Source organism: Citrobacter youngae, assembly GCF_003818115.1.
In the GTDB taxonomy this organism is placed as follows: Bacteria; Pseudomonadota; Gammaproteobacteria; order Enterobacterales; family Enterobacteriaceae; genus Citrobacter; species Citrobacter youngae.
Genome location: NZ_RPOI01000015.1, coordinates 93,529 through 117,585, shown reverse-complemented (window position 1 = coordinate 117,585; position 24,057 = coordinate 93,529). Strand labels below are relative to the sequence as shown.

Below are 24,057 nucleotides of genomic sequence, written 5' to 3'. Positions count from 1 at the left end.
CGATGGCGCGGCGCTTATCGGGCCTACAATAGCCCCCAAAAGGGTTAAATAATCCCTACCGGCCAGTGATGGCCGATAAAATAGAGGATCCCGGCAGAAAGTATCCCGGCGACAATATCATCGATCATGATCCCCGTACCGCCATGCACGTTGCGATCAAACCAGCGGATCGGCCACGGCTTCCACATATCCAGGATACGGAAAATCACAAAACCCGCGGCAACCCACTGCCAGTCGTTGGTTGGTAGCGCCATCAGGGTTATCCACATCCCGACAAACTCGTCCCAGACAATGCTGCCGTGATCGTGCACGCCCATATCTTTCGCCGTTTGATGGCACAGATAAACGCCAATACAGATAGACAACATGACCACCAGCGAATACAGCTGCCACGGCAGAAACGTCATTAAATACCAAAATGGGATCGCCGCCAGCGATCCCATGGTGCCAGGAACAATTGGACTCAGTCCGCTGCCAAAACCGGTGGCCAACAAGTGCCACGGGTTGCGCATACTCAGGCGACTTTTGGCGACATCTTTTTTAAGGCGCGGCAAAATGGTCATATCCTTTCCAGTCGAACGTGACGGGTTTTCCGTCGCGCGTAAAGTGAATGCCTTCCACATCCGTGCTCATCTGCCCGATACAGGTAAACGCTGCGCCGAGATTCCCCAGCGCCACGTCCAGCGCGCCACGGTTAATTTCCGGTACGGTAAAGCATAACTCATAATCTTCCCCCCCCGAGAGCGCCCAGCGCAGCGCCTGTTCCGATTCCACGTGTTGGGCAAATGCCGGAGAGTAAGGCAGCGCATCAACGTTAACCCGCGCGCCGCAGCCGCTGGCATTAACGATATGCCCCAGATCGGAGATCAGGCCGTCGGAAATATCGATAGCGGCGCTCGCCAGATCGCGCAGGGCTTGTCCCTGCAGGATGCGCGGCGTTGGCCGCAGATGACGTTTAAGCAGATAGTCCGCGTCTTTTGCATCTCCAACCTGCAACCGATTCTGTAAAATCGCCAGCCCCGCCGCGCTGTCGCCCGGCGTACCGGTCACATAAATCCAGTCTCCCGGTTTCGCTCCGGAGCGTTTTAAAACCCGTCCTACAGGGACGTAGCCATGGATACCCAGCGTCATCGACAGTGGTCCACGCGTGGTGTCACCGCCAATCAGCTGCATATCATAGTAATTCAGCAGTTCAAACAGGCCATCGCTGAAGGCTTCAAGCCAGGCTTCATCGACGTCAGGTAACGTGAGCGCCAGCGTCAGCCATGCAGGGTCCGCCCCCATCGCCGCCAGATCGCTCAAATTCACCGCCAGCGCTTTCCAGGCGAGATCGGTCGGATCAATGTCAGGGAGGAAGTGGTTACCAGCTACCAGCGTATCGGTACTGATCGCCAGCGTCTGTTTTTCAGGGATGTTCAGAAGTGCGCAATCGTCACCAATACCGGTTTCGACATCAAGACGAGAGGTTCTTACGCGGTCAAAATAACGGGCAATCAGGGAAAATTCGCCGCATGCCATACGTTATGCCTCAGCAGAAAAAAAAGAAAAAGCCGGGGATAGCGGAAACATGTTCCACCATCCGACCGGCCTCGGAATTACTTTTTGTTGGGGCGAATCACAGGTGCTGCTTTATCCAGTACGCCGTTGACGAATTTGTGGCTGTCTTCAGCGCCGAAGGTTTTCGCCAGTTCAATCGCTTCGTTGATGGCCACTTTGTATGGCACATCGCTACGTTTAGACAGTTCAAACAGCGCAATACGCAGCACGGCTTTTTCTACCTGACCCAGCTCTTCCAGCAGGCGAGACAGGTAAGGCTTCATTAAGCCATCCAGGTACGCGCTGTTAGTCGCCACCCCGGACAGCAGTTCACGGAAATACAGAACGTCGACATCTTTTACGTCCTGTTCCGCCAGGAACTGGTATTCAACATCAGCGATGTCGTTCTGGGACAACTGCCAGGAGTAGAGCGCCTGGACGGCACACTCACGGGCGCGGCGACGAGCAGCAGGTTTCACGGATTTCCCCTTACAAAAATCAGGCCTTGATGGCTTTCAATACATTAATCATTTCAAGCGCAGTCAGTGCAGCTTCTGCGCCTTTGTTACCGGCTTTAGTGCCAGCACGTTCGATGGCTTGTTCAATACTTTCGGTGGTCAGAACACCGAAGGCTACCGGAATGCCGCTGTCCTGAGCGACATGCGCCAGGCCATTGCTTGCACCGCCAGCCACATATTCGAAGTGCGCGGTACCGCCACGGATCACCGTACCGAGCGCAATCACCGCGTCGTATTTACCGGTTTTCGCCAGAGCGTCAGCCGCCAGCGGCAGCTCATAGGCACCTGGAACCCAAACGACGGTAATGTTTTCATCTTTAACCTGACCAATACGTTTCAGGGCGTCGATCGCACCTTCCAGCAGGCTGTCATTGATAAAGTTGTTGAAACGCGCAATGGTGATGGCGACGCGAGCGTCCGGGGTAGCAACGTTAGCTTCAATAATGTTCATATTCTTCCTTCGGGTTCGATTTATAGCCCCGTAAGGGGGGCGGATTTTATCATAATATTCTGTGCGCTGCTTCCTCTAAATCAGAAAGCCTCACGCAGTCGTTAAATGCAGGCAAACGTCCGGGCCCACCTGGCGTATCTCATTGAATTTGAAATGGGGGGCGTCAACCAGTTTCTCAAGGCCTGGAAGCACACATAATCCTCGCGCATCGCTGCCTAACAGTTTAGGCGCAACATACACGATTAGCTCATCGACCAAACCGGCCTGTAATAATGCCCCCGCGAGCGTTGGGCCTGCTTCTACCCAAATGCTGTTAATTTGCTGTTTGCCCAGTTGCATCATCAGCACCACCAGATCCAGATGCCCGTTATGTTCCGGCACCTTCAGGCTACGAACCGTCTCCGGCCAGCTACGAGGGTCGTCTTTAGTCCGGGCAATCCAGGTTTCTCCTGGCTGTTGCACAATACGATGCTCCGGAGTGACCTGATTCTGGCTATCAAGAACAATGCGGATTGGCTGGCGCAGCTCTTCCTGCGGGTAACTCGCCTGAGTTGATTCCCCAAGCTCCGACCAACGCACGGTAAGCTGAGGGTCGTCGGCTAACACCGTAGCGCTACTGGTTAAAATGGCATGGCTTTGCGCGCGTAAACGTTGCACATCGCGGCGCGCCTGTGGTGAGGTAATCCACTGGCTTTCACCGCTGGCCATCGCCGTACGGCCATCAAGCGAGGCGCCAAGCTTAAGCTGCAGATACGGGAATCCCGTACGCATGCGCTTGAGAAAGCCTTTATTCAGTTGCTCAACTTCGCTCATCATCAGCCCGTGGCTGACGTCGATGCCCGCCTGCTGCAAACGGTAGAGCCCACGTCCTGCGACCTGCGGATTGGGATCCTGCATCGCCGCAACCACACGCGATACACCCGCCGCAATCAACGCATCGCAGCACGGCGGCGTGCGACCATGATGACTACAGGGTTCAAGCGTCACATAGGCCGTTGCCCCTTGCGCTTTTTCTCCAGCCATCCGCAGAGCATGAACTTCGGCATGCGGTTCGCCCGCACGGTGATGATATCCTTCACCGACGATCTCCCCATCTTTCACAATCACGCAGCCCACGTTGGGGTTGGGGTGAGTGGTAAAACGTCCGCGCGCAGCAAGCTTCAGCGCGCGCGCCATGTATAATTCATCCTGCATGGCTTAGTCCTGTAGGCGAGCAATCTCCTCGCCAAATTCTTTGATATCTTCGAAACTCCGGTAAACCGAAGCAAAGCGGATGTAGGCGACTTTATCGAGTTTTTTCAACTGCTCCATCACCAGGTTGCCAATCATCTTGCTCGGCACCTCACGCTCGCCAGTCGCACGCAGTTGTGATTTGATATGGTTCAACGCCATTTCGACGTCATCAGAGCTGACCGGACGTTTCTCAAGCGCTCTGAGCATGCCGCTGCGCAGCTTATCTTCATTAAAGGGTTCACGCACATCGTTGCTTTTCACAACGCGCGGCATAACTAGTTCAGCCACTTCAAAAGTGGTGAAACGTTCGTTACAGACCAGACACTGCCGACGGCGGCGTACTGAGGAGCCCTCGCCGACAAGACGAGAGTCAATTACCTTAGTGTCTACGGCGAAACAGAATGGGCAATGCATACGGCGTCCTGTACCTCAGTGGTTGACCGGAATCTATTTTACCCTGAACTGGCGTGACAACAAAGGCGCAACGCTTTTGAGACAAAGGATCGATGCCTTCGCGCTCAGTGCGCACTACCATTATGCTATCGCGACAATAAAGGAAGTGATCACAATGACAAGACGTTACCTAAGAATTCTCCTGGTGGGAAGTCTCTTTAGCCTAAGCGCCTGCGCACAGCAAAGCGAAGTACGCCAGATGCATCAAAGTGTTAGCACGTTGAATAAAGAGATGACGCAGCTAAATCAGGAAACGGTAAAAATTACTCAACAAAATATGTTGAACGCAAAATCAACCAGCGGCGTCTATCTGCTGCCAGGTTCCAAAACCCCTGCCCGACTGGACAGCCAGATAGGCACGTTACGTATGTCGCTGATAAATATTGCGCCGAACGCCGACGGTACGCGCCTGACGCTGCGGATTCAGGGTGAATCCAACACGCCTTTACCCGCCTTTAGCGCCACCGTCGAATACGGGCAAATTCAGGGCACCACGGACAACTATCAGGAAGTGAACGTTCACAACCAGTTGGTCAACGCCCCGGCAAGTATTCTTGCCCCCAGTGATGTAGACATTCCGTTGCAGTTAAACGGACTGTCTCCAGATCAGTTAGGTTTTGTTCGCATCCACGACATCCAACCTGTTAGTCAATAAACTTTTTGCGGAACGTTTTTGTGCGTTCCGCAACATCACTCCCGCCCATTTTGTTACTCCTCTGACATAAGCGATATTTCCGGTAAAACTTGGCAACATTCACCGGAGCCAGTACAATTCGCCGCCTAAAGTACGCAAACGTGAACGCAATCGATTACGCAAATGATAGAACTGTGAAACAAAACATATTTTTGTGAACAATGATTTTTATAATAGGCACCGAAGAAACACGAAATATTTCTACACAAAATCATGCAAGACGTATCAAGGCGGCAACTGCGTGAATCCCTGGAGCTTACATCAGTAAGTGACAGGGGTGAGCAAAGGCAGCCAACAAAGAGGCGGCTTGAAGGATGAAGTGTATAGAAACGCAAATTGCGCATTTTTCTATCCCGAAAGGGATTTCAAACAGTGGCATACATATGAAAAAAACATTACTTGCAGCCGGTGCAGTGCTGGCGCTCTCCTCGTCTTTTACTGCCAACGCGGCAGAAAATGACAAACCGCAATATCTGTCCGACTGGTGGCACCAGAGCGTCAACGTGGTGGGTAGCTACCACACCCGTTTCTCCCCGAAACTGAACAACGACGTGTATCTGGAATATGAAGCGTTTGCCAAAAAAGACTGGTTTGACTTCTATGGCTACATCGATATTCCTAAAACCTTCGACTGGGGTAACGGCAACGATAAAGGTATCTGGTCTGACGGTTCCCCGCTGTTTATGGAAATCGAACCGCGTTTCTCCATCGACAAGCTGACCGGCGCTGACCTGAGCTTCGGTCCGTTCAAAGAATGGTATTTCGCCAACAACTACATCTACGATATGGGTGATAACAAAGCCAGCCGCCAGAGCACCTGGTATATGGGTCTGGGTACCGATATCGATACCGGTCTGCCGATGGGTCTGTCTCTGAACGTGTATGCTAAATACCAGTGGCAGAACTATGGCGCATCCAACGAAAACGAGTGGGATGGCTACCGTTTCAAAGTGAAATACTTTGTGCCGATCACCCAGGTATGGGGAGGCCAGTTGACCTACATCGGCTTCACCAACTTCGACTGGGGCTCAGATTTGGGTGACGATCCGAACCGCACCAGCAACTCTATCGCTTCCAGCCACGTTCTGGCGCTGAACTACGATCACTGGCACTACTCCGTAGTGGCGCGTTACTTCCACAACGGCGGCCAGTGGAAAGGTGGCGACACTCTGAACTGGGGCGAAGGCGATTTCAGCGCGAAATCTACCGGTTGGGGTGGTTACCTGGTTGTTGGTTACAACTTCTAATCCAGCCAATCTATCGCAGACAAGCCAGCTTAACCGCTGGCTTTTTTATGGCCGGTCTTCACAGCGTACTTTACGTAAAAAGTCACTTAGCGATCGATCCGCTGATTCGCGAAAATACCTGTTAAGCGGCGTGATCTTCAGACAACGATCAACGCGAAAACAGCGATAATCGTCACGTTTTTCACACCAGGCAACGAGCAGCCAGTGCTCGCCCCAGAAAAATAATCCCAGCGGCTGAACGTCGCGCCAGGAGAGATTCCCGGACTCATCGCGATAATGCAGCGCCAGCGCCTGCTGCGCCGAAACCGCGCGATGTATGAGATCGAACGCACTGCGTGAATGCGGCTGATTACCAAAATCTGGCGCGAAAATCCGCGTTTGCTCGGCTCTGCGCCGACTCTCTGGCGGTAATATCGCCAACACTTTTTCCTGTGCTGATTCCAGCGCCTGTGAGAGTGAATCCCCGCCCCATGTTTTCAGCAACCGAATCGCTACCATCAACGCTTCTGATTCGTGCTGGGTTAGCATCAACGGCGGCAGATCAAACCCCGCCATTAAGCGGTATCCACTACCCACTTCGCCTTCAATGGGCACGCCGGATAAAGAGAGATCGCGGATATCGCGATAAATCGTCCGTTCAGACACCTCCAGACGTTCTGCCAGCAGCGCCGCCGTTGTCACTCGCCTGCCACGCAGGATTTGTACAATCTGAAACAAGCGGTCGGCGCGTCTGGTCATATTAATCGTCAGTCCTGAAAAAATTACGCGGGTTGATGTAAACCAACGCGATTGCCTTCGCTGTCAGTAAACAGCGCAATCGTGCCAATGTCTTGCCCCAGTTCAAGCGGGCCAAACACGCACTGGCCGCCAGCGGTGGCGACGCGTTCAAGCGTTGCAGCCAAATCGTCCGTATGCAGGTAAATAATAGCGCCCTGCGCTGAAGGCGTAATACCGTCAAATTTAGCCAGTGCACCGCCAGGAGCGGGATCCTGATGCGGAAATACGGCGAGCTCAGCGCAGTCCATATTCTCCCGACGCAAAGAAACCTGCATCACCGGCTCATAAAATGCAATGGCGCGATCCATTTGTGCCACGGGGATTTCAAACCAGTTAATGACGTTGTTCATACTTCCTCCTGCCTGTGTGGGTGGTGTCAGAAGGACTATAAGACAGTGCTACTGGCAGCATACTGTCAGTAGTGTGGCGACAGGAAAAGATAATTGCCTGTCGCTAATTCACAGGCAAAAAAAATCCCGACCTTGCGATCGGGATTCCAGTATTTCCACTCTTGATGGGTTAAGGCAAAATTGACGGCTGATCCGCCCCTTCTTTCTCGACCTTCTGCTGCAGCATGTGCTCACGCTTCATACCCAGCTTCAGCGCCAGCGCCGATGCCACGTAGATAGAGGATGCGGTACCGATGGACACACCGATCAGCATCGTCAGCGAGAAGCCTTCCAGTACCGGACCACCGAACAGGAACAGCATCAGAATAACCATCAACGTCGTACCGGACGTAATCAACGTACGGTGCAGCGTTTGAGTCAGGGACACGTTAAAGATTTCGTAAGGCGTACCGCGACGAATCTTGCGGAAGTTTTCACGAATACGGTCAGATACAACGATACTGTCGTTCAGCGAGTAACCGATTACCGACATCAGTGATGCGACGATAGTCAGGTCAATCTCAATATGGAACAACGACAGGATCCCAAGTGTGATAATCACGTCGTGCGCCAGAGCGATAACCACCCCCGCCGCCAGTCGCCACTCAAAGCGGAAACCGACGTACACCAGGATGGAGATCAGTGCCGCCATCAGCGCCATCGCACCGGTTTGCGCCAGATCAGCACCCACGCTCGGACCCACGAATTCAATTCGCTTCACCGCGGCGTTTTGGTTGGTGGATTCGTTAATCACACTCAACACTTTGCTGCCCAGCACCTGACCGCCGTCTGCACCTTCAGTTGGCGGCATACGTACCATAATGTCGTGGCTGCTGCCGAAGTTCTGCAGAAGCGGATCAACAAAGCCCGCTTTCTCCAGCGCATCGCGCATCACGTCCATATCGGCCGGTTTTTCCAGCGTGATTTCAATAACCGTACCACCGGTGAAATCGAGACCCCAGTTAAACCCGCGTACGCCCATCACCACGATGGCCGCAATCAGCAGGAAACCTGAAATGCCGAAAGCCCAGTAGTCCCAGCGCATAAAGTCCCAGACTTTACGGCCGTGGTTTAATTGTTCAACAGTATATTCCTGTGCCACTTCGCACTCCTCAGATTGACAGCTTTTTGACGCGCTTGCCGCCATACAACAGGTTTACGATGGCACGTGTACCGACAATCGCGGTAAACATCGACGTCGCCACACCAATACCGGTAGTAATCGCGAACCCTTTAATTGCCCCGGTGCCAACTGCGTACAGGATGATGACCTTGATCAGCGTCGTAATGTTCGCATCAAAGATGGAGCTAAATGCGCCCGCATAACCTTCGTTGATGGCCTGCTGCACCGAACGCCCGTTACTCAACTCTTCTTTGATACGTTCGTTGATCAGTACGTTCGCATCGACCGCGACGGCAAGGGTTAAGACGATCCCCGCAATCCCCGGCATACTCAGCGTAGCGCCCGGCAGCAGCGACATAATACCGACAATCAGCACCAGGTTAGCAATCAGCGCACTGGTCGCAATCAGACCGAACTTCTTATAGAAGAAGATCATGAACAGGATAGACACCACCAGACCGGCCAGACACGCTTCCAGACCCTGTTTAATGTTCTGCATACCCAGGGTTGGGCCGATGGTACGTTCTTCCACAATCTGAATCGGCGCAATCAACGCACCGGCACGTAACAGCAGAGAAAGCTGACGCGCTTCGTTCGGGTTGTTGATACCTGTGATACGGAAGCTGTTACCCAGGCGAGACTGGATGTTGGCAATGTTAATCACCTCTTCCTGTTTCACCAATACTGCACGACCGTTAGCATCTTTCTTACCGCTGTCTTTGTACTCCACGAACAGGGTCGCCATCGGCTTACCGATGTTGTCCTTGGTGAAGTTGGACATAATGTTACCACCCGCGCTATCCAGCGAGATGTTAACCTGCGGCTGATTGTATTCGTCCTGGCTGGAAGTAGAATCGGTGATATGGTCACCGGTCAGGATCACGCGCTTGTACAGCACAACAGGCTGGCCTTCACGAGACTGTTTCACTTCCGAATCACCCGGTACACGCCCGGATGCCGCAGCGGACTGGTCAACGTTGGTGTTTACCAGACGGAACTCCAGCGTCGCGGTTGCGCCCAGAATTTCTTTCGCCCGCGCGGTATCCTGAATACCCGGCAGTTCGACCACGATGCGGTCAGCACCCTGACGTTGTACCACCGGCTCAGCAACACCCAGTTGGTTAACACGGTTACGCAGAATGTTGATGTTCTGCTGTACCGCGTATTCACGGGCTTCGCTCAGACGCGCATCGGTCATTACCGCACGCAGTGCATTGCTGCCCAGGCTGGAAATAACCAGATCCTGGTGACGCTTGCTCAGGTAAGAGATAGCTTCATCACGGGCGCTGCTATCACGGAAGGTGATGCTCAGACCGTAGTTATCTTCTTTGCGAACGGTAGTATAAGGAATGCCTTTTTCACGCAGATCGCTGCGCAGGCTATCAATATTTTGTTCCTGCAACTTACTCAACGCGGTGTCCATATCCACTTCCATCAGGAAGTGAACGCCACCACGCAGGTCAAGACCGAGTTTCATCGGTTCTGCGTGAATGGCTGCCAGCCAACGCGGGGTTGCCGGAGCAAGGTTAAGCGCCACGACGTACTGATCGCCCAGTACGCCCATTAATACTTCACGTGCGCGCAGTTGGGTATCAGTGGAGTCGAAGCGCGCGAGAATAGCACCCTCTTCCAGAGCCACAGACTTAGGTGTGATTTTATCTTCTTGTAACGTTTTCTGGACCTGGATCAGCGTTTGCTCACTGGCGGCGGCACCGCGCACGCCAGTGATTTGAACAGCCGGATCCTCACCATACAGGTTGGGAAGCGCATAGAGCAGACCGACGACAATAACGACGATCAGCATGACATACTTCCACAAAGGATAACGGTTTAACACGGCAGTTCCCTTTGGGAAAACAATAAATTACAGCGCCTTCATGGTGCCTTTCGGCAGAACGGCAGCTACGAAATCACGTTTAATAACCACTTCAGTGGTGTCGTTCAGCGCGATAGCGATGTAGCCAGATTCTGCTACTTTGGTCACGCGACCCACCAGACCACCGTTGGTCAGCACTTCATCGCCTTTCGCAATGGAGTTCATCAGGTTTTTGTGTTCTTTGGTACGCTTTTGCTGTGGGCGCAGGATCATGAAGTAGAAAATCAGACCAAACACCACCAGCATCAGAATCAGAGACATCGGGCTGCCCTGCGCCGGAGCACCTGTTGCCGCTACCGCATCAGAAATAAAAAAACTCATTCAAATTCCCTCATTATTAAAATTAATCAACGTTCACAGGTGGAACTGGTCTACCCTGACGTTGGTAAAAATCGGTCACGAAGCTCTCTAATTTACCCTCTTCAATAGCCTTGCGTAAACCCGCCATCAAACGCTGGTAGTAGCGAAGGTTATGAATCGTGTTGAGTCGCGCGCCCAATATTTCGTTGCAACGGTCAAGATGATGCAAGTATGCGCGCGAATAATTGCGACAGGTGTAGCAATCACACTCAGCATCGAGCGGACTGGTGTCGCTTTTATGTTTCGCGTTACGAATTTTTACCACGCCGTCAGTCACAAACAAATGACCATTACGGGCATTTCGCGTTGGCATCACACAGTCAAACATATCGATACCGCGACGCACACCTTCAACCAGATCTTCTGGTTTACCGACGCCCATCAGGTAACGCGGTTTATCAGCCGGAATCTGCGGGCAAACATGCTCCAGAATGCGGTGCATATCTTCCTTCGGTTCACCAACAGCCAAACCGCCGACAGCGTAGCCATCAAAGCCGATATCTACCAGACCTTTGACGGAGATATCACGTAAATCTTCGTAAACACTGCCCTGAATGATGCCAAAAAGCGCATTTTTGTTGCCGAGGCTATCAAAACGGTCGCGACTACGCTTCGCCCAACGCAAAGACATCTCCATCGAGCGTTTAGCATAGTCCCAGTCGGCAGGATACGGCGTACATTCGTCGAAGATCATCACGATATCGGAACCGAGATCGTATTGAATCTCCATCGACTTCTCAGGATCGAGGAAAATTGGATCGCCGTTGATCGGGTTACGGAAATGCACGCCTTGCTCAGTTATCTTACGGATGTCGCCCAGACTGAATACCTGGAAGCCACCAGAATCGGTGAGGATTGGGCCTTTCCACTGCATAAAATCGTGCAGATCGCCGTGCAGCTTCATGATTTCCTGACCCGGGCGCAGCCACAGGTGGAAAGTGTTGCCGAGGATGATCTGTGCGCCGGTCGCTTCAACTTCTTCCGGCGTCATACCTTTTACTGTGCCGTAAGTACCGACCGGCATAAAAGCAGGCGTTTCCACTACGCCACGATCAAAAACCAGGCGGCCGCGGCGAGCGCGACCGTCTGTGGTGTCCAGTTCAAATTTCATCTTCACTCCTGCGTCAGAAAAACAGTCCGACGTTTTAAACACTCATGCCGGAAACTTATTCCCCGACACGCTCAGAAATAGCCTGCGGATTGTACGTGATAAACATTGCATCACCGTAACTAAAAAAGCGATATTCCGCTTTTACCGCTTCATGATAGGCGTGCATGGTGTTTTTATAACCAGCAAATGCGGAAACCAGCATAATCAGTGTCGATTCCGGCAGGTGGAAGTTGGTGACCAGAGCATCAATCACCTGATATTTATAGCCTGGATAAATAAAGATTTGTGTATCGCCGAAGAACGGCTCGATTAGATCGTTTTTGGCCGCCTGCGCCGCACTTTCCAGTGAACGTACGGAGGTGGTGCCCACCGCAATCACGCGGTTACCGCGCGCTTTCGCCGTCAGCACCGCGTCCACCACATCCTGCGGCACTTCCGCATATTCGGAGTGCATAATGTGATCTTCGATGGTGTCTACGCGCACCGGCTGGAAAGTACCCGCTCCAACGTGCAGGGTAACGAACGCCATCTCAATGCCTTTATCACGCAGTTTTGCCAACAGTGGTTCGTCAAAGTGCAGACCGGCGGTCGGCGCGGCGACCGCGCCCGGTTTTTCGCTGTACACGGTCTGGTACAGCTCGCGGTCGGCGTCTTCATCCGGACGATCGATATATGGCGGCAGCGGCATGTGGCCGATGGCGTTCAGAATATCCAGCACACTGCGTTCGTCGTTAAACTCAACTTCAAACAGCGCGTCATGGCGCGCCACCATCGTTGCTTTAATGCTTTCGTCATCGCCCAGCAGCAGCTCTGCGCCCGGCTTCGGCGCTTTTGAAGCACGAATATGCGCCAGAATACGTTTGTCATCCAGCATACGCTCGGCCAGCACTTCAATCTTGCCGCCACTGGCTTTACGGCCAAACAGACGAGCCGGGATCACGCGGGTATTATTAAAGACCAGCAGATCTCCAGGGTTGAGCTTATCGAGCAAATCAGTGAAAGTACCGTGCGTCAGCGCGCCCGTCGGCCCATCCAGTGACAGCAAGCGGCAACTGCTGCGCTCAGCTTGCGGATAGTGGGCAATCAGGGATTCGGGTAATTCAAAGGTGAAATCGGTAACGCGCATGACACTGACTCAGACTAAAATAAGAGGCGGGTAGTCTAGTGCCGGGGCGTTCTCCCTGCAACCTTTACCCCTCAAGTTAAGAGACATAATCTATACACAAAATCATTCAAGATGCATCGAGGCGGCAACTGAATGAGTCCCCGGAGCTTACTCAAGTAAGTGACTGGGGTGAGTGAAGGCAGCTAACAAAGAGGCAGTTTGAAGGATGAAGTGGATATGAATTTTCTTGCACATTTGCATCTGGCCCACCTTGCCGATAGCTCGCTTTCCGGCAATCTGCTGGCCGATTTTGTCCGGGGTAATCCCCAAACGCACTATTCGCCCGACGTGGTGGAAGGCATCTTCATGCACCGTCGCATCGACGTAATGACCGATAACCTGCCACAGGTGCGTGAAGCCAAGGAGTGGTTTCGTAGCGAAACGCGTCGCGTCGCACCGATTACACTGGACGTCATGTGGGATCATTTTCTGTCGCGCCACTGGTCGGAAATTTCTCCTGACTTCCCGCTGACGGATTTTGTGCGCTACGCGCACACCCAGGTTGCCACTATTCTGCCAGAATCACCGCCGCGCTTTATTAATCTGAACAATTATATGTGGTCAGAGAAATGGCTTGAGCGCTATCGCGACATGGATTTTATCCAGAACGTACTCAACGGCATGGCCAGTCGCCGTCCACGTCTCGATGCCCTGCGCGACTCATGGTATGACCTCAATACGCATTACGATGCGTTAGAAGAACGATTCTGGCAGTTTTATCCGCAAATGATGGACCAGGCGCGGCGTAAAACCCTTTGATTGTAGCCCGCATGACGCGCCGGATAAGCAGTAGCCGTCATCCGGCAAAAGATTGATAGACAAAACCTGTCTCATTGATTGCCAGCGCCTCTTTGTCTTATTACCGAACACTCTCTATACTGGCCCGCGTTGCGTTCCAAAAACCCCTTAACTTTGCAGGAGAATTATATGGTACTGGTAACTCGTCAGGCTCCGGATTTCACAGCAGCTGCGGTACTGGGTAGCGGTGAGATTGTTGATAACTTCAACTTCAAACAGCATACCAACGGTAAAACCACCGTTCTGTTCTTCTGGCCGATGGACTTCACCTTCGTTTGCCCGTCTGAACTGATCGCATTCGACAAGCGTTACGAAGAATTCCAGAAACGTGGCGTTGAAGTGGTTGGCGTTTCTTTTGACTCTGAATTTGTCCACAACGCATGGCGTAACACCCCTGTCGACAAAGGCGGCATCGGTGCAGTGAAATACGCAATGGTTGCTGACATCAAACGCGAAATCCAGAAAGCCTACGGCATCGAGCACCCGGAAGCGGGCGTTGCTCTGCGTGGTTCTTTCCTGATCGACGCTAACGGCGTTGTTCGTCACCAGGTGGTTAACGACCTGCCGCTGGGTCGTAACATCGACGAAATGCTGCGTATGGTTGACGCGCTGCAGTTCCACGAAGAACACGGCGACGTTTGCCCGGCACAGTGGGAAAAAGGTAAAGAAGGTATGAACGCCTCTCCGGACGGCGTAGCAAAATACCTGACTGAAAACGTTTCCAGCCTGTAATTGGCATGAATCGAAAAAAGGCCGCAAAAGCGGCCTTTTTTATTGGCACTGACCCGTCCGTTAAAACGAGAAGCAGGAACAGCCAAGCGCACCCCAGAAGGCCCGATCATCTGATACCGCTATCCCTGATTTACGCGCAATATCATGCTGATGGCCATGTACACCACAGCTTCCGCAGCACTGATGCATCTGCACCATTGCCCCAACCTTCGCGGCAACCGGCGGCGCTGAGCGATAGTGCCCCGGCACCTTCACTACCGGCGACCAGTCAGGTACAACCGGGATGGCCGGCGGTGCCAGCGGGGTGAAATGCCCTGCCGCATACACGACTTTGCCATCGACAATGGTCATCACCGACTCAATGCCTTTGATCTCTTCTTCCGCCACGTTGAAGTAATCTTTAGACAGCACCACCAGGTCGGCCAGTTGATCTTTCTCAATGCGCCCTTTCTTACCCTGCTCGCTGGAGAACCAGGCGCTGCCAGCGGTCCACAGTTCCAGCGCCACGTCGCGCGGCAAGCGGTTGTTATCATCGTACATCGCCATACCGCCAACGGTGCGGCCCGAAACCAGCCAGTAGAGCGCGGTCCACGGGTTGTAGCTAGCCACACGGGTGGCGTCAGTCCCCAGCCCTACCGGAACTTCAGCCGCCAGCATTTTCGCCACCGGCGGCGTGTGTTTGACCGCATCTTTGCCATAACGATCGACAAAATATTCGCCCTGGAACGCCATACGGTGCTGAACTGCAATGCCACCGCCCAGCGCTTTTACCCGCTCGATGTTGCGTTCAGTAATCGTTTCGGCGTGATCGAAGAACCAGTGCAGGCCATTGAACGGGATGTCACGGTTCACCTTCTCAAACACGTCGAGCATGCGGCTGATGGATTCATCGTAGGTGGCATGCAGGCGGAACGGCCAACGATGTTCCACCAGGTGGCGCACCACGCGCTCCAGTTCCTCTTCCATCCCTTCCGGTAAATCCGGGCGTGGCTGCAGGAAATCTTCGAAGTCAGCCGCCGAGAAGACCAACATTTCCCCTGCCCCGTTAGCACGATAGAAATCGGTTCCCTGCCCGGGTTTGAGCATATCCGTCCAGCGCTCAAAGTCTTCCACTTCCTGTTTCGGACGCTGGGTAAACAGGTTGTAGGCAATACGCACCGTCATCTGCTGGTTCGCGTGCAGTTGCTCGATGATCTCGTAATCTTCCGGGTAGTTCTGGAAGCCGCCGCCGGCATCGATGGCGCTGGTCAGCCCCAGTCGGTTCAGCTCACGCATAAACTGGCGGGTCGAGTTAACCTGCATCTCTAACGGCAGTTTTGGCCCTTTCGCCAGCGTCGAATAGAGGATCATGGCGTTCGGTTTGGCTATCAACATTCCGGTTGGATTGCCGTTGCTGTCACGCACAATCTCACCGCCCGCCGGATCCGGCGTCGCTTTGGTGTAGCCGACGGCTTTTAACGCAGCGCGGTTCAGCAAAGCCCGGTCGTAGAGATGCAGAACAAAAACTGGGGTATCCGGAGCAGCTTCATTCAGTTCTTCCAGGGTTGGCATGCGCCGTTCGGCAAACTGAAACTCGCTCCAGCCGCCGACCACCCGCACCCATTGCGGAGACGGCGTCCGATCGGCTTGCTCTTTGAGCATGCGCAGCGCATCTGCGAGCGATGGGACACCTTCCCAGCGCAGCTCCAGGTTGTAGTTCAACCCACCGCGAATGAGGTGCAGGTGCGAATCATTTAAACCCGGGATCACGGTGTGTCCCTGCAGATCGACAATCTGCGTACCGTCGGTCGCAAAGCTCATTACCCGATCGTGACTACCCGTCGCGAGGATCTTCCCGTTAGCGATCGCCACCGCCTCTACCTGCGGGCTTTGCTTTTCGAGAGTATGAATTTTTCCGTGAGTCAGAATCAGTGTGGCAGTTTGAGACATAACAATCTCCTGAGAAACCGGTCAGGCTTTTTTCAGCCATCCGGCAAACAGACGGGTTACGATGGGCATCCACAACCAGACCACCAGCGCAACCACACAGGCATCATTAATCAGATGCAGGAGTAACGAGCCTTTCATTGAAGGCAGCAGAATACCGGTCAGCCACGGCACCAGGTTGGTACTGGGGAAAATCACCAGCAGCGTTATCAAAAACTGCTTCCAACGTTTGGGCTGACGTATATGGGGGGCTGGTGGCGTAAACCAGAAGGCCGCTTCGGTGCGCACTTCTGTTTTATCGCCTTCGGCCAGCAGCGGCGCAATTTCTTCAACCAGCTCCCGGCGCGTATCAGATTGAGTCCAGTTATACAGATGCTCAAGGGTGTCGAAGCGAATGATGATGTTCCACAGGTTTTGTCCATCTGTGGGTCGAATGACATTCGCCCCAAGATGTCCGGGAAACTCGGCGGCCAGCGGCATGATTTTCCCCAACCACTGCTCATAACGCTGCGCCTGGTCAGGCCGCAGGGTGTGAGTAATTACCAACGTCACATGTTTGTTCTGCGCCATGAAAGGTTCCTTGCTAAAGGGAAATTGACCTGCTTAAGCCATGAAAGCAATACACAATTATTCGTGAAACATCGAGGCGGCAAGATTGTGTAGCCCTGGTCACTTACATAAGTCAGTGACCAGGGTACGCAAACTAAGCCAACAAAGAGGCAACATGAAAGATGGCGTGTATTCAGGCTTTACGTTCCGGCGCGCCATGCACCATGGTATACGCGTAATCCACACCCATACCGTAGGCGCCGCTGTGTTCACGCACCAAATCCATAACGGCGTCGTAGGTTTCTTTGCGGGACCAGTCGCGCTGGTACTCAAGAAGAACCTGTTGCCAGGTCACAGGTACAGCACCCGCCTGCACCATGCGATCGATGGAACGTTCATGGGCATCCACCGACGTGCCGCCTGAAGTGTCTGTTACCACATACACTTCGTAGCCCGCTTCCAGCGCCATCAGCGCCGGGAAGGTCAGGCACACTTCGGTCCACAACGCGGAAATAATCAGTTTTTTACGCCCGGTCGCTTCTACCGCCTTAACAAAGGCTGCATCTTCCCAGGAGTTCATCGAGGTGCGTTCAATCGGTTTCACATCAGGATGAACAGCTAACAATTCCGGCCAGATATATCCGCTAAAACTTTTCGTTTCTACTGAAGTATAAATTACTGGAACATTGAATATTTTCCCGGTTTTGGCTAATGCAACGGTATTATTTTTCAATGTCTGGCGATCAATATTCGCCACACCAAATGACATTTGCGGCTGATGGTCAATAAAAATTAGCGTAGAGTTTTGAGGGTCAATCAGTTCCCGAATAGACATAGCACACCTTCTTAATCAATAAGTTAAAAGGTAACGGTCTGTATCTGCCGTCAGCAGCAGGATCCTGAATCAGAAAGCTTGTTGAGTATAGCGGGAAATTTCTAACGAGTTATTAAAGAAAACTTACCGTCCTGTGAAACTATTCGTTCTGTGTTGCGATATATCCTAAACAACATCAAAAAAATGCGCATGACTCATCTAATTTATTCACTGGCATTGTTTTTCTCCATTCGGTAAAACAGAGAGGTTTAATTTTCAGGATATTTTCTGCTTATGCGCCTCAATCTGGATGTTCTGCTGATCCTCGACGCACTCGACAAACAGGGGTCATTTGCTGCGGCGGCCGAATCGCTGTTTAAAACCCCTGCGGCACTCAGCTATATGATTCAAAAGCTGGAAAGCGATCTGAACATCGAATTGCTTGACCGTTCCGGACACCGGGCAAAATTCACCGACACCGGACGGATGATGCTGGAAAAAGGGCGTCTACTGCTGAGTGCGGCAAAAGATCTCGAAAAGCAGGCAATACAGCTAAGTTCCGGCTGGGAAAAGGAGCTGGCAATAGCGCTCGATGATTCTTTTCCCTTTGCCGCGCTGCTACCTATTATTGATGAATTTCATGCACTTAATAAACAGACCCGTCTCAACTTCACCCACCACACGCTGGCGGGTTCATGGGAGGAGCTGACCCATAATGGAGCAGATATCATTCTGGGGGCGATTAATGAACCACCAACGTCAGCGGCCTGGTCCTACAAAATGCTCGGCACGCTGGACAATGTCTTTGTCGTCGCCCCAGGACACCCGCTGGCGAGCGCGCCTGATGACCTGACGAATGAGCAATTGTGTCTGCACCGGGCGATTGTTATCAGCGACAGCGCTCGCTTTTGCCACCCATTACAGACCAACCTGATGGATGAACAGGCGCAAATTCGCGTCGATGATTTCCACAGTAAGGTGATGCTGCTGCGGGCGGGAATGGGCTGCGGATTTCTCCCCCGCCACATTGCCAGCCCATGGATTGCCAGCGGTGAACTGGTGGAAAAGAAGGTTATCTCATTTCGTCAAAAAGACGTCGCCTATATGGCATGGCGCAATAGTAGCGAAGGACTGGCGCAGCGCTGGTGGCGAGACGCGCTGCTGGCCAGTGAGGAAATTGCGCGCTTGTATCAATGACTCATCCAGACTGAAGCCGATATTGCGGGCAGCGTCAGGATATCATCGACGAGTTGGCCTTTGCCCTCTTTGTGCTGCCATTGACTGACATTGAGCAACGGTGAGGCTGGCAGCACGACTTCACAAGCGTGGCCGCGGTTTATCGCCACCAACACGCGCTGGCGGTTTAGCACGCGTGCAAACACCACCACGTTATCCTCGGCGTAAATCACCTGGCACCCGCCGTGGCGTAGCGCCTGGATCTGGTGACGTAATTTGGCCAGACGTTGATACAACGCCAGCAGGTCAGCGTCCTGTTTTTCAGGCTGCCACGGGAACGGTTTGCGACAAAAAGGATCGTTATTTCCATCCAGCCCCACTTCGTCGCCGTAGTAAATACAGGGCACGCCAGGCCAGGTAAACAGCCACACCACCGCCAGCGGTAACCGTGCAACGTCTTTACCAAGCAGAGATTTAAAACGGGCGGTATCGTGGCTGTCGAGCTGATTAAACATCCGCAACTGCTGCTGATGCGACAACCCCGCGCGGTAGTTATCCATCCACGCCATACAGGTCTGAGCGTCAATAGATTGTGGGTCGTATGAAATATCGGTATTGGCGAGGAATCCCCAGAGAGGGAAAGTAAAGCCGCGATAGTTCATGGCGGCATCTTCCGCGTCGGCCTGCAACCACTGGCGCGCATCGCCAAAATGTTCACCCACCACATACGCCTCTGGCTGGGTTTCTTTCGCCGCCTGCGTAATGCCGGCCACGTGTTGTAGGTTGTTACGTGCGCCTCCTGCCTCTCCCAGCATGTGCACCACATCAAGACGCCAGCCGTCCATACTCCACGGCGCTTTCAGCCAGTGACGGACGATACTGTCTTCGCCGCGATAAATTTCATTTACCAGGCTTTCCGAAGAAAAGTCCAGCTTGGGCAGGCTGGAATATCCCAGCCAGTCGAGCGCAACGCCGTCGGCTGAGAAATGATACCAGTCGCGCCAGGGGGATTCTGGGTTATGGCACGCCCCGTCCGTTCCCCTACTATGCCGGTCAAACCAGGCGTGCGAATCGCCACTATGGTTAAAAACACCGTCCAGAATCAAGCGCATGCCCTGCTGTTGGGTGTTGTGCCGCAGGCGCAGCAGCGCCGTGTCGCCGCCAAATTGCGGATCAACATGACGGTAATCTTCGGTATCGTATTTATGCACACTCGGCGCGGTAAACACAGGATTCAGGTACAGCGCCGTGACCCCTAACGTTTTCAGGTATGGTAGCTTTTCGCTGATGCCGTCCAAATCACCGCCATAGAACGTGGAGCCACCGGCCTGAGCCGTAAGCGGTTCGTCCCATTCGCGCCGCACGATGTCGTGCCCGGCCGCGTGGTGGTAATAGACGTTATCCTGGCCCGCCTCACGCGACTGGCTGCGGGCAAAACGGTCCGGGAAAATTTGGTAAAAGACCTGGTCAGCGACCCACTGCGGACCGTTATCCGGCACATCGACGGCAAACTGCTCCAGACGCGCAGGCGGAAAACGGCTGAATCCCTGTGGGGTGAACCACAACTGACGATCGAGCCAAAGTAATTTAAAGCTATAGCGTCGACGAGGCTGCCCGCTGGAGAGATCGATCGCCGCTCGCCACGCGGTCACACCCGGCTGCGGCTGGCTGCGCTGCTTGTGCATAGCCAGCGAAATCTCTTCGTTATCGTTTTCTGCGCGTAGCGTCACCCGCTGGGGTGGATTTTCCCCCGCCAGCCATAATGTAATCGTCAGTTGATCTTTGTTTTGCTTAACAAATGGGGCAACCGGAAGGTGCCAGGCGTTCAACATCACGTATCCCCTTTGATGATAATGACGTCACCTTGCCATAGCGAAGTGCAGGATCACTCATCATCTTAACGTTTATTGGGGGAGGAGTTCAGGGGAGGAGAAAATTGCCGGGTAACGCAAAGCTACCCGGCAAAAATATTACTGTGCTTCAGCCAGTTGGCGCTCGCGACGGCGCTTGAATCCCCAGCCGACCAGCAGCAGGACAATCCACGCAAAGCCGACGTACAGCGAAATGCGGGTATCCGGATGATAGCCGATAAGCGCGATGATAAAGACCAGGAAAATCAGGCCAACAACGGTCGTCGTTACCCCACCCGGTACTTTAAATTTCAGCGCTTTGACCTCTTCTGGCGGCAGACGACGACGGAAAGCAATCTGCGACAGCAGGATCATAATCCACACCCAAACCGTGGCGAACGTTGCCAAAGAGGCGATCACCAGGAAGACGTTTTCCGGCATGATGTAGTTAAGATAAACCGCAAACAGCAGCGCGATGGTCATCACCATCACCGTAACCCACGGCACGCCACGACGCGACGTCTTGGCGAACATTTTTGGGGCACTGCCCTGCTCCGCCATGCCGTGTAGCATACGTCCCACACCGAAGACGTCAGAGTTAATTGCCGACAGCGACGCAGTCAGCACCACAAAGTTGAGGATCCCGGCAGCAAAGGTAATGCCCATATGCTGGAACGTCATAACGAACGGGCTACCGTCGGTACCCACCTGGTTCCACGGGTAGATAGACATAATGACGAACAACGTCCCCACATAAAACACCAGGATACGCATTGGTACGGAATTGATAGCGCGCGGAATAGATTTTTCCGGGTCTTTGGCTTCGCCTGCGGTAATCCCGATAATCTCAATCCCGCCGTAAGCGAACATCACCATTTGCAGCGACATCACCATGCCGAGCCAGCCGTTGCTGAAGAAACCGCCGTTGCTCCACAGGTTATGGATACCGGTCGGTTGCCCGCCGTTGCCAATCCCCCAAATGATGATACCGAAACCGGCGACAATCATGATGATAATGGTGGCGACTTTGAAAAACGAGAACCAGAACTCCAGCTCGCCAAACACCTTCACGCTCATCAGGTTGATGGCGCAGATAATCAGCACTACGCTGAGTACCCAAATCCAGTGCGGTACGGCCGGGAACCAGACGCCCATGTATATGCCGAAGGCAGTCACGTCGGCAATGGCGACAATCAGGATTTCAAAACAGTAGGTCCAGCCGGTGATATAGCCTGCCAGCGGTCCGAGGTTTTCCTGCGCATAGCGCGAGAAGGAGCTGGCTGCCGGGTTATGAACAGACATTTCGCCCAGCGCGCGCATAATAATATACGCCGCTACGCCGCCGATAATATAGGCCAGCAACACGCTTGGCCCCGCCATTTTGATGGCGTCGGCCGAGCCGTAAAACAGCCCGGTCCCAATTGCTGAACCTAATGCCATAAAGCGGATGTGCCGGGTGCTCAGCCCACGCTTTAGCTTGTTATTACTTTCCATCGATTCCTAACCTGTTAACACAATAAAAAAACCACGGGGCCATGTTAATAGCCCCGTGGTTAAAACTTATTGTCAGTGATATTAGTGCGCGCTGGAGGTCACTTGTCGACCCGCGGCGCGATCCCAGATAACTGCCAGGACCACCATCACGACTGTTGGCATCAACCACGCCAGCCCCTGCTCCGCCAGCGGTAAACGCTGGGTCCAGGCTGGTAAGACATCGCCAATTGCAGAAGCTTTAATGCCATCAAGGATACCAAAAATCAGGCTGATAAACATCGCAGGTGCAATGACGCGGGAAGAATTATGCCACCATGAGCGGGTAAAGCTTAATACAACCAGTGCGATACATGGCGGATAGATAGCCGTCAGCACCGGAATAGAGATCTGAATCAGATGGCTCAGGCCCAGGTTAGAGACCACCATCGAGAAGCCGCCAAGGATAAACACTAGCGTACGATAAGACAGCGGAACATACTGCGCGAAGAATTCAGCGCACGCACAGGTCAGGCCAACCGCGGTGACCAGGCAAGCGATGAAAATCAACGCCGCCAGCAGGAAGCTGCCTGCACCACCGAAGGTGTGCTGAACATACGCATGCAGAATTGCCGCACCGTTAGCAGATTGATCGACCAACGTCGCACTGTCTGAACCCAGACGGAACAACGCGAGGTACAGCAGCGTTAAACCCACGCCCGCCATCAGGCCAGCCCAGACGGTGTAACGGGTCAACAAACGCGCTTCGGTAACGCCACGCGAGCGGGCGGCGTTAACAATAACAATACCAAATACCATCGCGCCCAGCGTATCCATCGTCAGATAGCCGTTCACAAAGCCATTCGAGAATGCCGCGTTTTGATAGGCTTCCATCGCATTGCTGATCGGGCCCGCTGGCCAGACAATCGCCGCCACGGAAAGCACAACCAGTGCCAGAATTTTCAATGGAGCAAGGAAGTTGCCCACGGTATCCAGCAGTTTGCCGGGATACAGTGACACCAGAATCACAATCGCGAAGTACACCACGCTGTAGATGAACAGCGGCAGCGCAGAATCACCGGTCAGCGGTGCAATCCCAACTTCGAACGAAACCGTTGCGGTACGCGGCGTGGCGAATAATGGCCCCACGGCCAGATAGCAGACGGTAGCCAGCAGCAGACCGGCAACTTTACCGATAGGCGTGCTCAGGCTGTCCACACCGCCGCCCACTTTCGCCAATGCGACCACAGTAAGTACCGGAAGGCCTACGGCGGTAATCAGGAAGCCAAAGGCCGCGGTCCAGACGTGCTCGCCTGCCTGCAAACCAACCATTGGGGGGAAAATAATGTTACCTGCACCTACGAACAGTGCAAATGTCATAAATCCCAGTGCGATAATATCGCGCGATTTTAACTGATGGGTCATAAAGTCTTACTGCCTGTGGATGTGGTGTTGAAAACGTTTAATTTTCTGCCTTTCCCTGCGGGATGATACAGCGGCATTTTTAAGCAATTCCAGCGGGAAATTCTCCCGGCCTGGCGCGGCGAAGAATAGTTTTTCGATTTACCGCGTAAATGCAGTCGGTATGACAGCATTTGATGCGCAATTTAAACGCTTATAACGTTTTAAAGCAAGGTGGGATCTAAAAACCAGAACAATATAGCGATATGAAATATTGAACCAGCACAAAACACCATTCCCTGGAAAAAGACATGGGTAATCATGCGAACAAAAAACAATCAAACGTCGTAAAATTCAGGAGCTACTTATTGACTACAACAAAAAAAGCCAGCTCGCGCTGGCTTTTGG

Annotated in this window: 24 protein-coding genes; 5 read left to right on the top strand and 19 right to left on the bottom strand. The window is 53.2% G+C overall.

What is annotated here, in order from left to right; genetic code table 11:
* Positions 1–44 precede the first annotated feature (44 nt).
* From pgpA to nrdR, 6 genes are all read right to left on the bottom strand, one after another.
* Positions 45–563 (bottom strand): phosphatidylglycerophosphatase A, encoded by a 519-nt coding sequence (gene pgpA / locus EHN13_RS12700; RefSeq protein ID WP_003021578.1) that lies wholly within the window; start codon positions 561–563, stop codon positions 45–47.
* Positions 541–1,518, bottom strand: coding sequence for a thiamine-phosphate kinase (gene thiL, locus EHN13_RS12695; RefSeq protein ID WP_124021496.1), 978 nt, complete (start codon positions 1,516–1,518; stop codon positions 541–543). The genes pgpA and thiL overlap by 23 nt, the downstream gene beginning before the upstream one ends.
* Before the next feature lie 77 nt (positions 1,519–1,595).
* Positions 1,596–2,015, bottom strand: a complete 420-nt coding sequence (gene nusB / locus EHN13_RS12690) for a transcription antitermination factor NusB (RefSeq protein WP_000801129.1) — start codon at positions 2,013–2,015, stop codon at positions 1,596–1,598.
* A gap of 19 nt (positions 2,016–2,034) precedes the next feature.
* Positions 2,035–2,505, bottom strand: a complete 471-nt coding sequence (gene ribH / locus EHN13_RS12685; protein ID WP_003021575.1) for a 6,7-dimethyl-8-ribityllumazine synthase — start codon at positions 2,503–2,505, stop codon at positions 2,035–2,037.
* A gap of 90 nt (positions 2,506–2,595) precedes the next feature.
* Positions 2,596–3,699, bottom strand: a complete 1,104-nt coding sequence (gene ribD, locus EHN13_RS12680; protein ID WP_124021495.1) for a bifunctional diaminohydroxyphosphoribosylaminopyrimidine deaminase/5-amino-6-(5-phosphoribosylamino)uracil reductase RibD — start codon at positions 3,697–3,699, stop codon at positions 2,596–2,598.
* A 3-nt stretch (positions 3,700–3,702) separates the two neighbouring features.
* The gene (gene nrdR / locus EHN13_RS12675; RefSeq protein ID WP_016152032.1) at positions 3,703–4,152 is read right to left on the bottom strand and encodes a transcriptional regulator NrdR; all 450 of its coding nucleotides are present in this window, start codon (positions 4,150–4,152) and stop codon (positions 3,703–3,705) included.
* A gap of 154 nt (positions 4,153–4,306) precedes the next feature.
* Here nrdR and EHN13_RS12670 point away from each other — a divergent pair, with 154 nt between their 5' ends.
* Both EHN13_RS12670 and EHN13_RS12665 read left to right on the top strand, forming a co-directional pair.
* Positions 4,307–4,846: a SadB/YajI family lipoprotein gene (locus tag EHN13_RS12670; protein ID WP_048212439.1), complete on the top strand. Its 540-nt coding sequence runs from the start codon at positions 4,307–4,309 to the stop codon at positions 4,844–4,846.
* 422 nt (positions 4,847–5,268) lie between these two features.
* A complete protein-coding gene (locus EHN13_RS12665) occupies positions 5,269–6,132 on the top strand; it encodes a nucleoside-specific channel-forming protein Tsx (protein WP_003021561.1) in 864 nt (287 codons plus the stop codon).
* Positions 6,133–6,177: 45 nt separating this feature from the next.
* Here the strand turns inward: EHN13_RS12665 and EHN13_RS12660 are convergent, their stop codons facing one another.
* The 7 genes from EHN13_RS12660 to queA all read right to left on the bottom strand — a co-directional run bounded on the left by EHN13_RS12660 (position 6,178) and on the right by queA (position 12,894).
* Positions 6,178–6,870 (bottom strand): helix-turn-helix transcriptional regulator, encoded by a 693-nt coding sequence (locus EHN13_RS12660; protein ID WP_121584290.1) that lies wholly within the window; start codon positions 6,868–6,870, stop codon positions 6,178–6,180.
* A gap of 23 nt (positions 6,871–6,893) precedes the next feature.
* Positions 6,894–7,259 carry a VOC family protein gene (locus EHN13_RS12655; protein ID WP_101741807.1) on the bottom strand — a complete coding sequence of 122 codons (366 nt, stop codon included), beginning with the start codon at positions 7,257–7,259 and terminating at the stop codon, positions 6,894–6,896.
* Between the two features lie 169 nt (positions 7,260–7,428).
* A complete protein-coding gene (gene secF, locus EHN13_RS12650; RefSeq protein WP_003021550.1) occupies positions 7,429–8,400 on the bottom strand; it encodes a protein translocase subunit SecF in 972 nt (323 codons plus the stop codon).
* A 10-nt stretch (positions 8,401–8,410) separates the two neighbouring features.
* Positions 8,411–10,258, bottom strand: coding sequence for a protein translocase subunit SecD (gene secD, locus EHN13_RS12645; protein WP_124021494.1), 1,848 nt, complete (start codon positions 10,256–10,258; stop codon positions 8,411–8,413).
* 27 nt (positions 10,259–10,285) lie between these two features.
* A complete protein-coding gene (yajC, locus tag EHN13_RS12640) occupies positions 10,286–10,618 on the bottom strand; it encodes a preprotein translocase subunit YajC (RefSeq protein ID WP_003021544.1) in 333 nt (110 codons plus the stop codon).
* Between the two features lie 22 nt (positions 10,619–10,640).
* Positions 10,641–11,768, bottom strand: coding sequence for a tRNA guanosine(34) transglycosylase Tgt (tgt, locus tag EHN13_RS12635; protein WP_003021535.1), 1,128 nt, complete (start codon positions 11,766–11,768; stop codon positions 10,641–10,643).
* A gap of 55 nt (positions 11,769–11,823) precedes the next feature.
* On the bottom strand, positions 11,824–12,894 hold the full coding sequence (gene queA, locus EHN13_RS12630; RefSeq protein WP_124021493.1) for a tRNA preQ1(34) S-adenosylmethionine ribosyltransferase-isomerase QueA: 1,071 nt from the start codon (positions 12,892–12,894) through the stop codon (positions 11,824–11,826).
* Between the two features lie 216 nt (positions 12,895–13,110).
* Between queA and acpH the strand changes: the two genes are divergently transcribed.
* Positions 13,111–13,692, top strand: a complete 582-nt coding sequence (gene acpH / locus EHN13_RS12625) for an ACP phosphodiesterase (RefSeq protein ID WP_048212443.1) — start codon at positions 13,111–13,113, stop codon at positions 13,690–13,692.
* A 168-nt stretch (positions 13,693–13,860) separates the two neighbouring features.
* Complete coding sequence (locus EHN13_RS12620; RefSeq protein ID WP_048212444.1) at positions 13,861–14,463, top strand: peroxiredoxin; 603 nt, start codon at positions 13,861–13,863, stop codon at positions 14,461–14,463.
* Between the two features lie 60 nt (positions 14,464–14,523).
* On the opposite strand, the gene EHN13_RS12615 is transcribed toward EHN13_RS12620, so the two are convergent.
* The 3 genes from EHN13_RS12615 to EHN13_RS12605 form a co-directional block, all read right to left on the bottom strand.
* The gene (locus EHN13_RS12615) at positions 14,524–16,392 is read right to left on the bottom strand and encodes an amidohydrolase (protein ID WP_124021492.1); all 1,869 of its coding nucleotides are present in this window, start codon (positions 16,390–16,392) and stop codon (positions 14,524–14,526) included.
* A 21-nt stretch (positions 16,393–16,413) separates the two neighbouring features.
* Complete coding sequence (locus tag EHN13_RS12610; protein WP_121584286.1) at positions 16,414–16,959, bottom strand: antibiotic biosynthesis monooxygenase; 546 nt, start codon at positions 16,957–16,959, stop codon at positions 16,414–16,416.
* A 172-nt stretch (positions 16,960–17,131) separates the two neighbouring features.
* Complete coding sequence (locus tag EHN13_RS12605; protein ID WP_048212446.1) at positions 17,132–17,773, bottom strand: hydrolase; 642 nt, start codon at positions 17,771–17,773, stop codon at positions 17,132–17,134.
* A 273-nt stretch (positions 17,774–18,046) separates the two neighbouring features.
* Here EHN13_RS12605 and EHN13_RS12600 point away from each other — a divergent pair, with 273 nt between their 5' ends.
* Complete coding sequence (locus EHN13_RS12600) at positions 18,047–18,949, top strand: LysR family transcriptional regulator (protein ID WP_101741810.1); 903 nt, start codon at positions 18,047–18,049, stop codon at positions 18,947–18,949.
* Here the strand turns inward: EHN13_RS12600 and malZ are convergent.
* The 3 genes from malZ to brnQ form a co-directional block, all read right to left on the bottom strand.
* On the bottom strand, positions 18,943–20,760 hold the full coding sequence (gene malZ / locus EHN13_RS12595; RefSeq protein WP_124021491.1) for a maltodextrin glucosidase: 1,818 nt from the start codon (positions 20,758–20,760) through the stop codon (positions 18,943–18,945). The genes EHN13_RS12600 and malZ overlap by 7 nt on opposite strands.
* Before the next feature lie 138 nt (positions 20,761–20,898).
* Positions 20,899–22,272 carry a proline-specific permease ProY gene (proY, locus tag EHN13_RS12590; RefSeq protein ID WP_003021504.1) on the bottom strand — a complete coding sequence of 458 codons (1,374 nt, stop codon included), beginning with the start codon at positions 22,270–22,272 and terminating at the stop codon, positions 20,899–20,901.
* An 81-nt stretch (positions 22,273–22,353) separates the two neighbouring features.
* Positions 22,354–23,673 carry a branched-chain amino acid transporter carrier protein BrnQ gene (brnQ, locus tag EHN13_RS12585; RefSeq protein ID WP_040232748.1) on the bottom strand — a complete coding sequence of 440 codons (1,320 nt, stop codon included), beginning with the start codon at positions 23,671–23,673 and terminating at the stop codon, positions 22,354–22,356.
* Between the last annotated feature and the right edge of the window lie 384 nt (positions 23,674–24,057).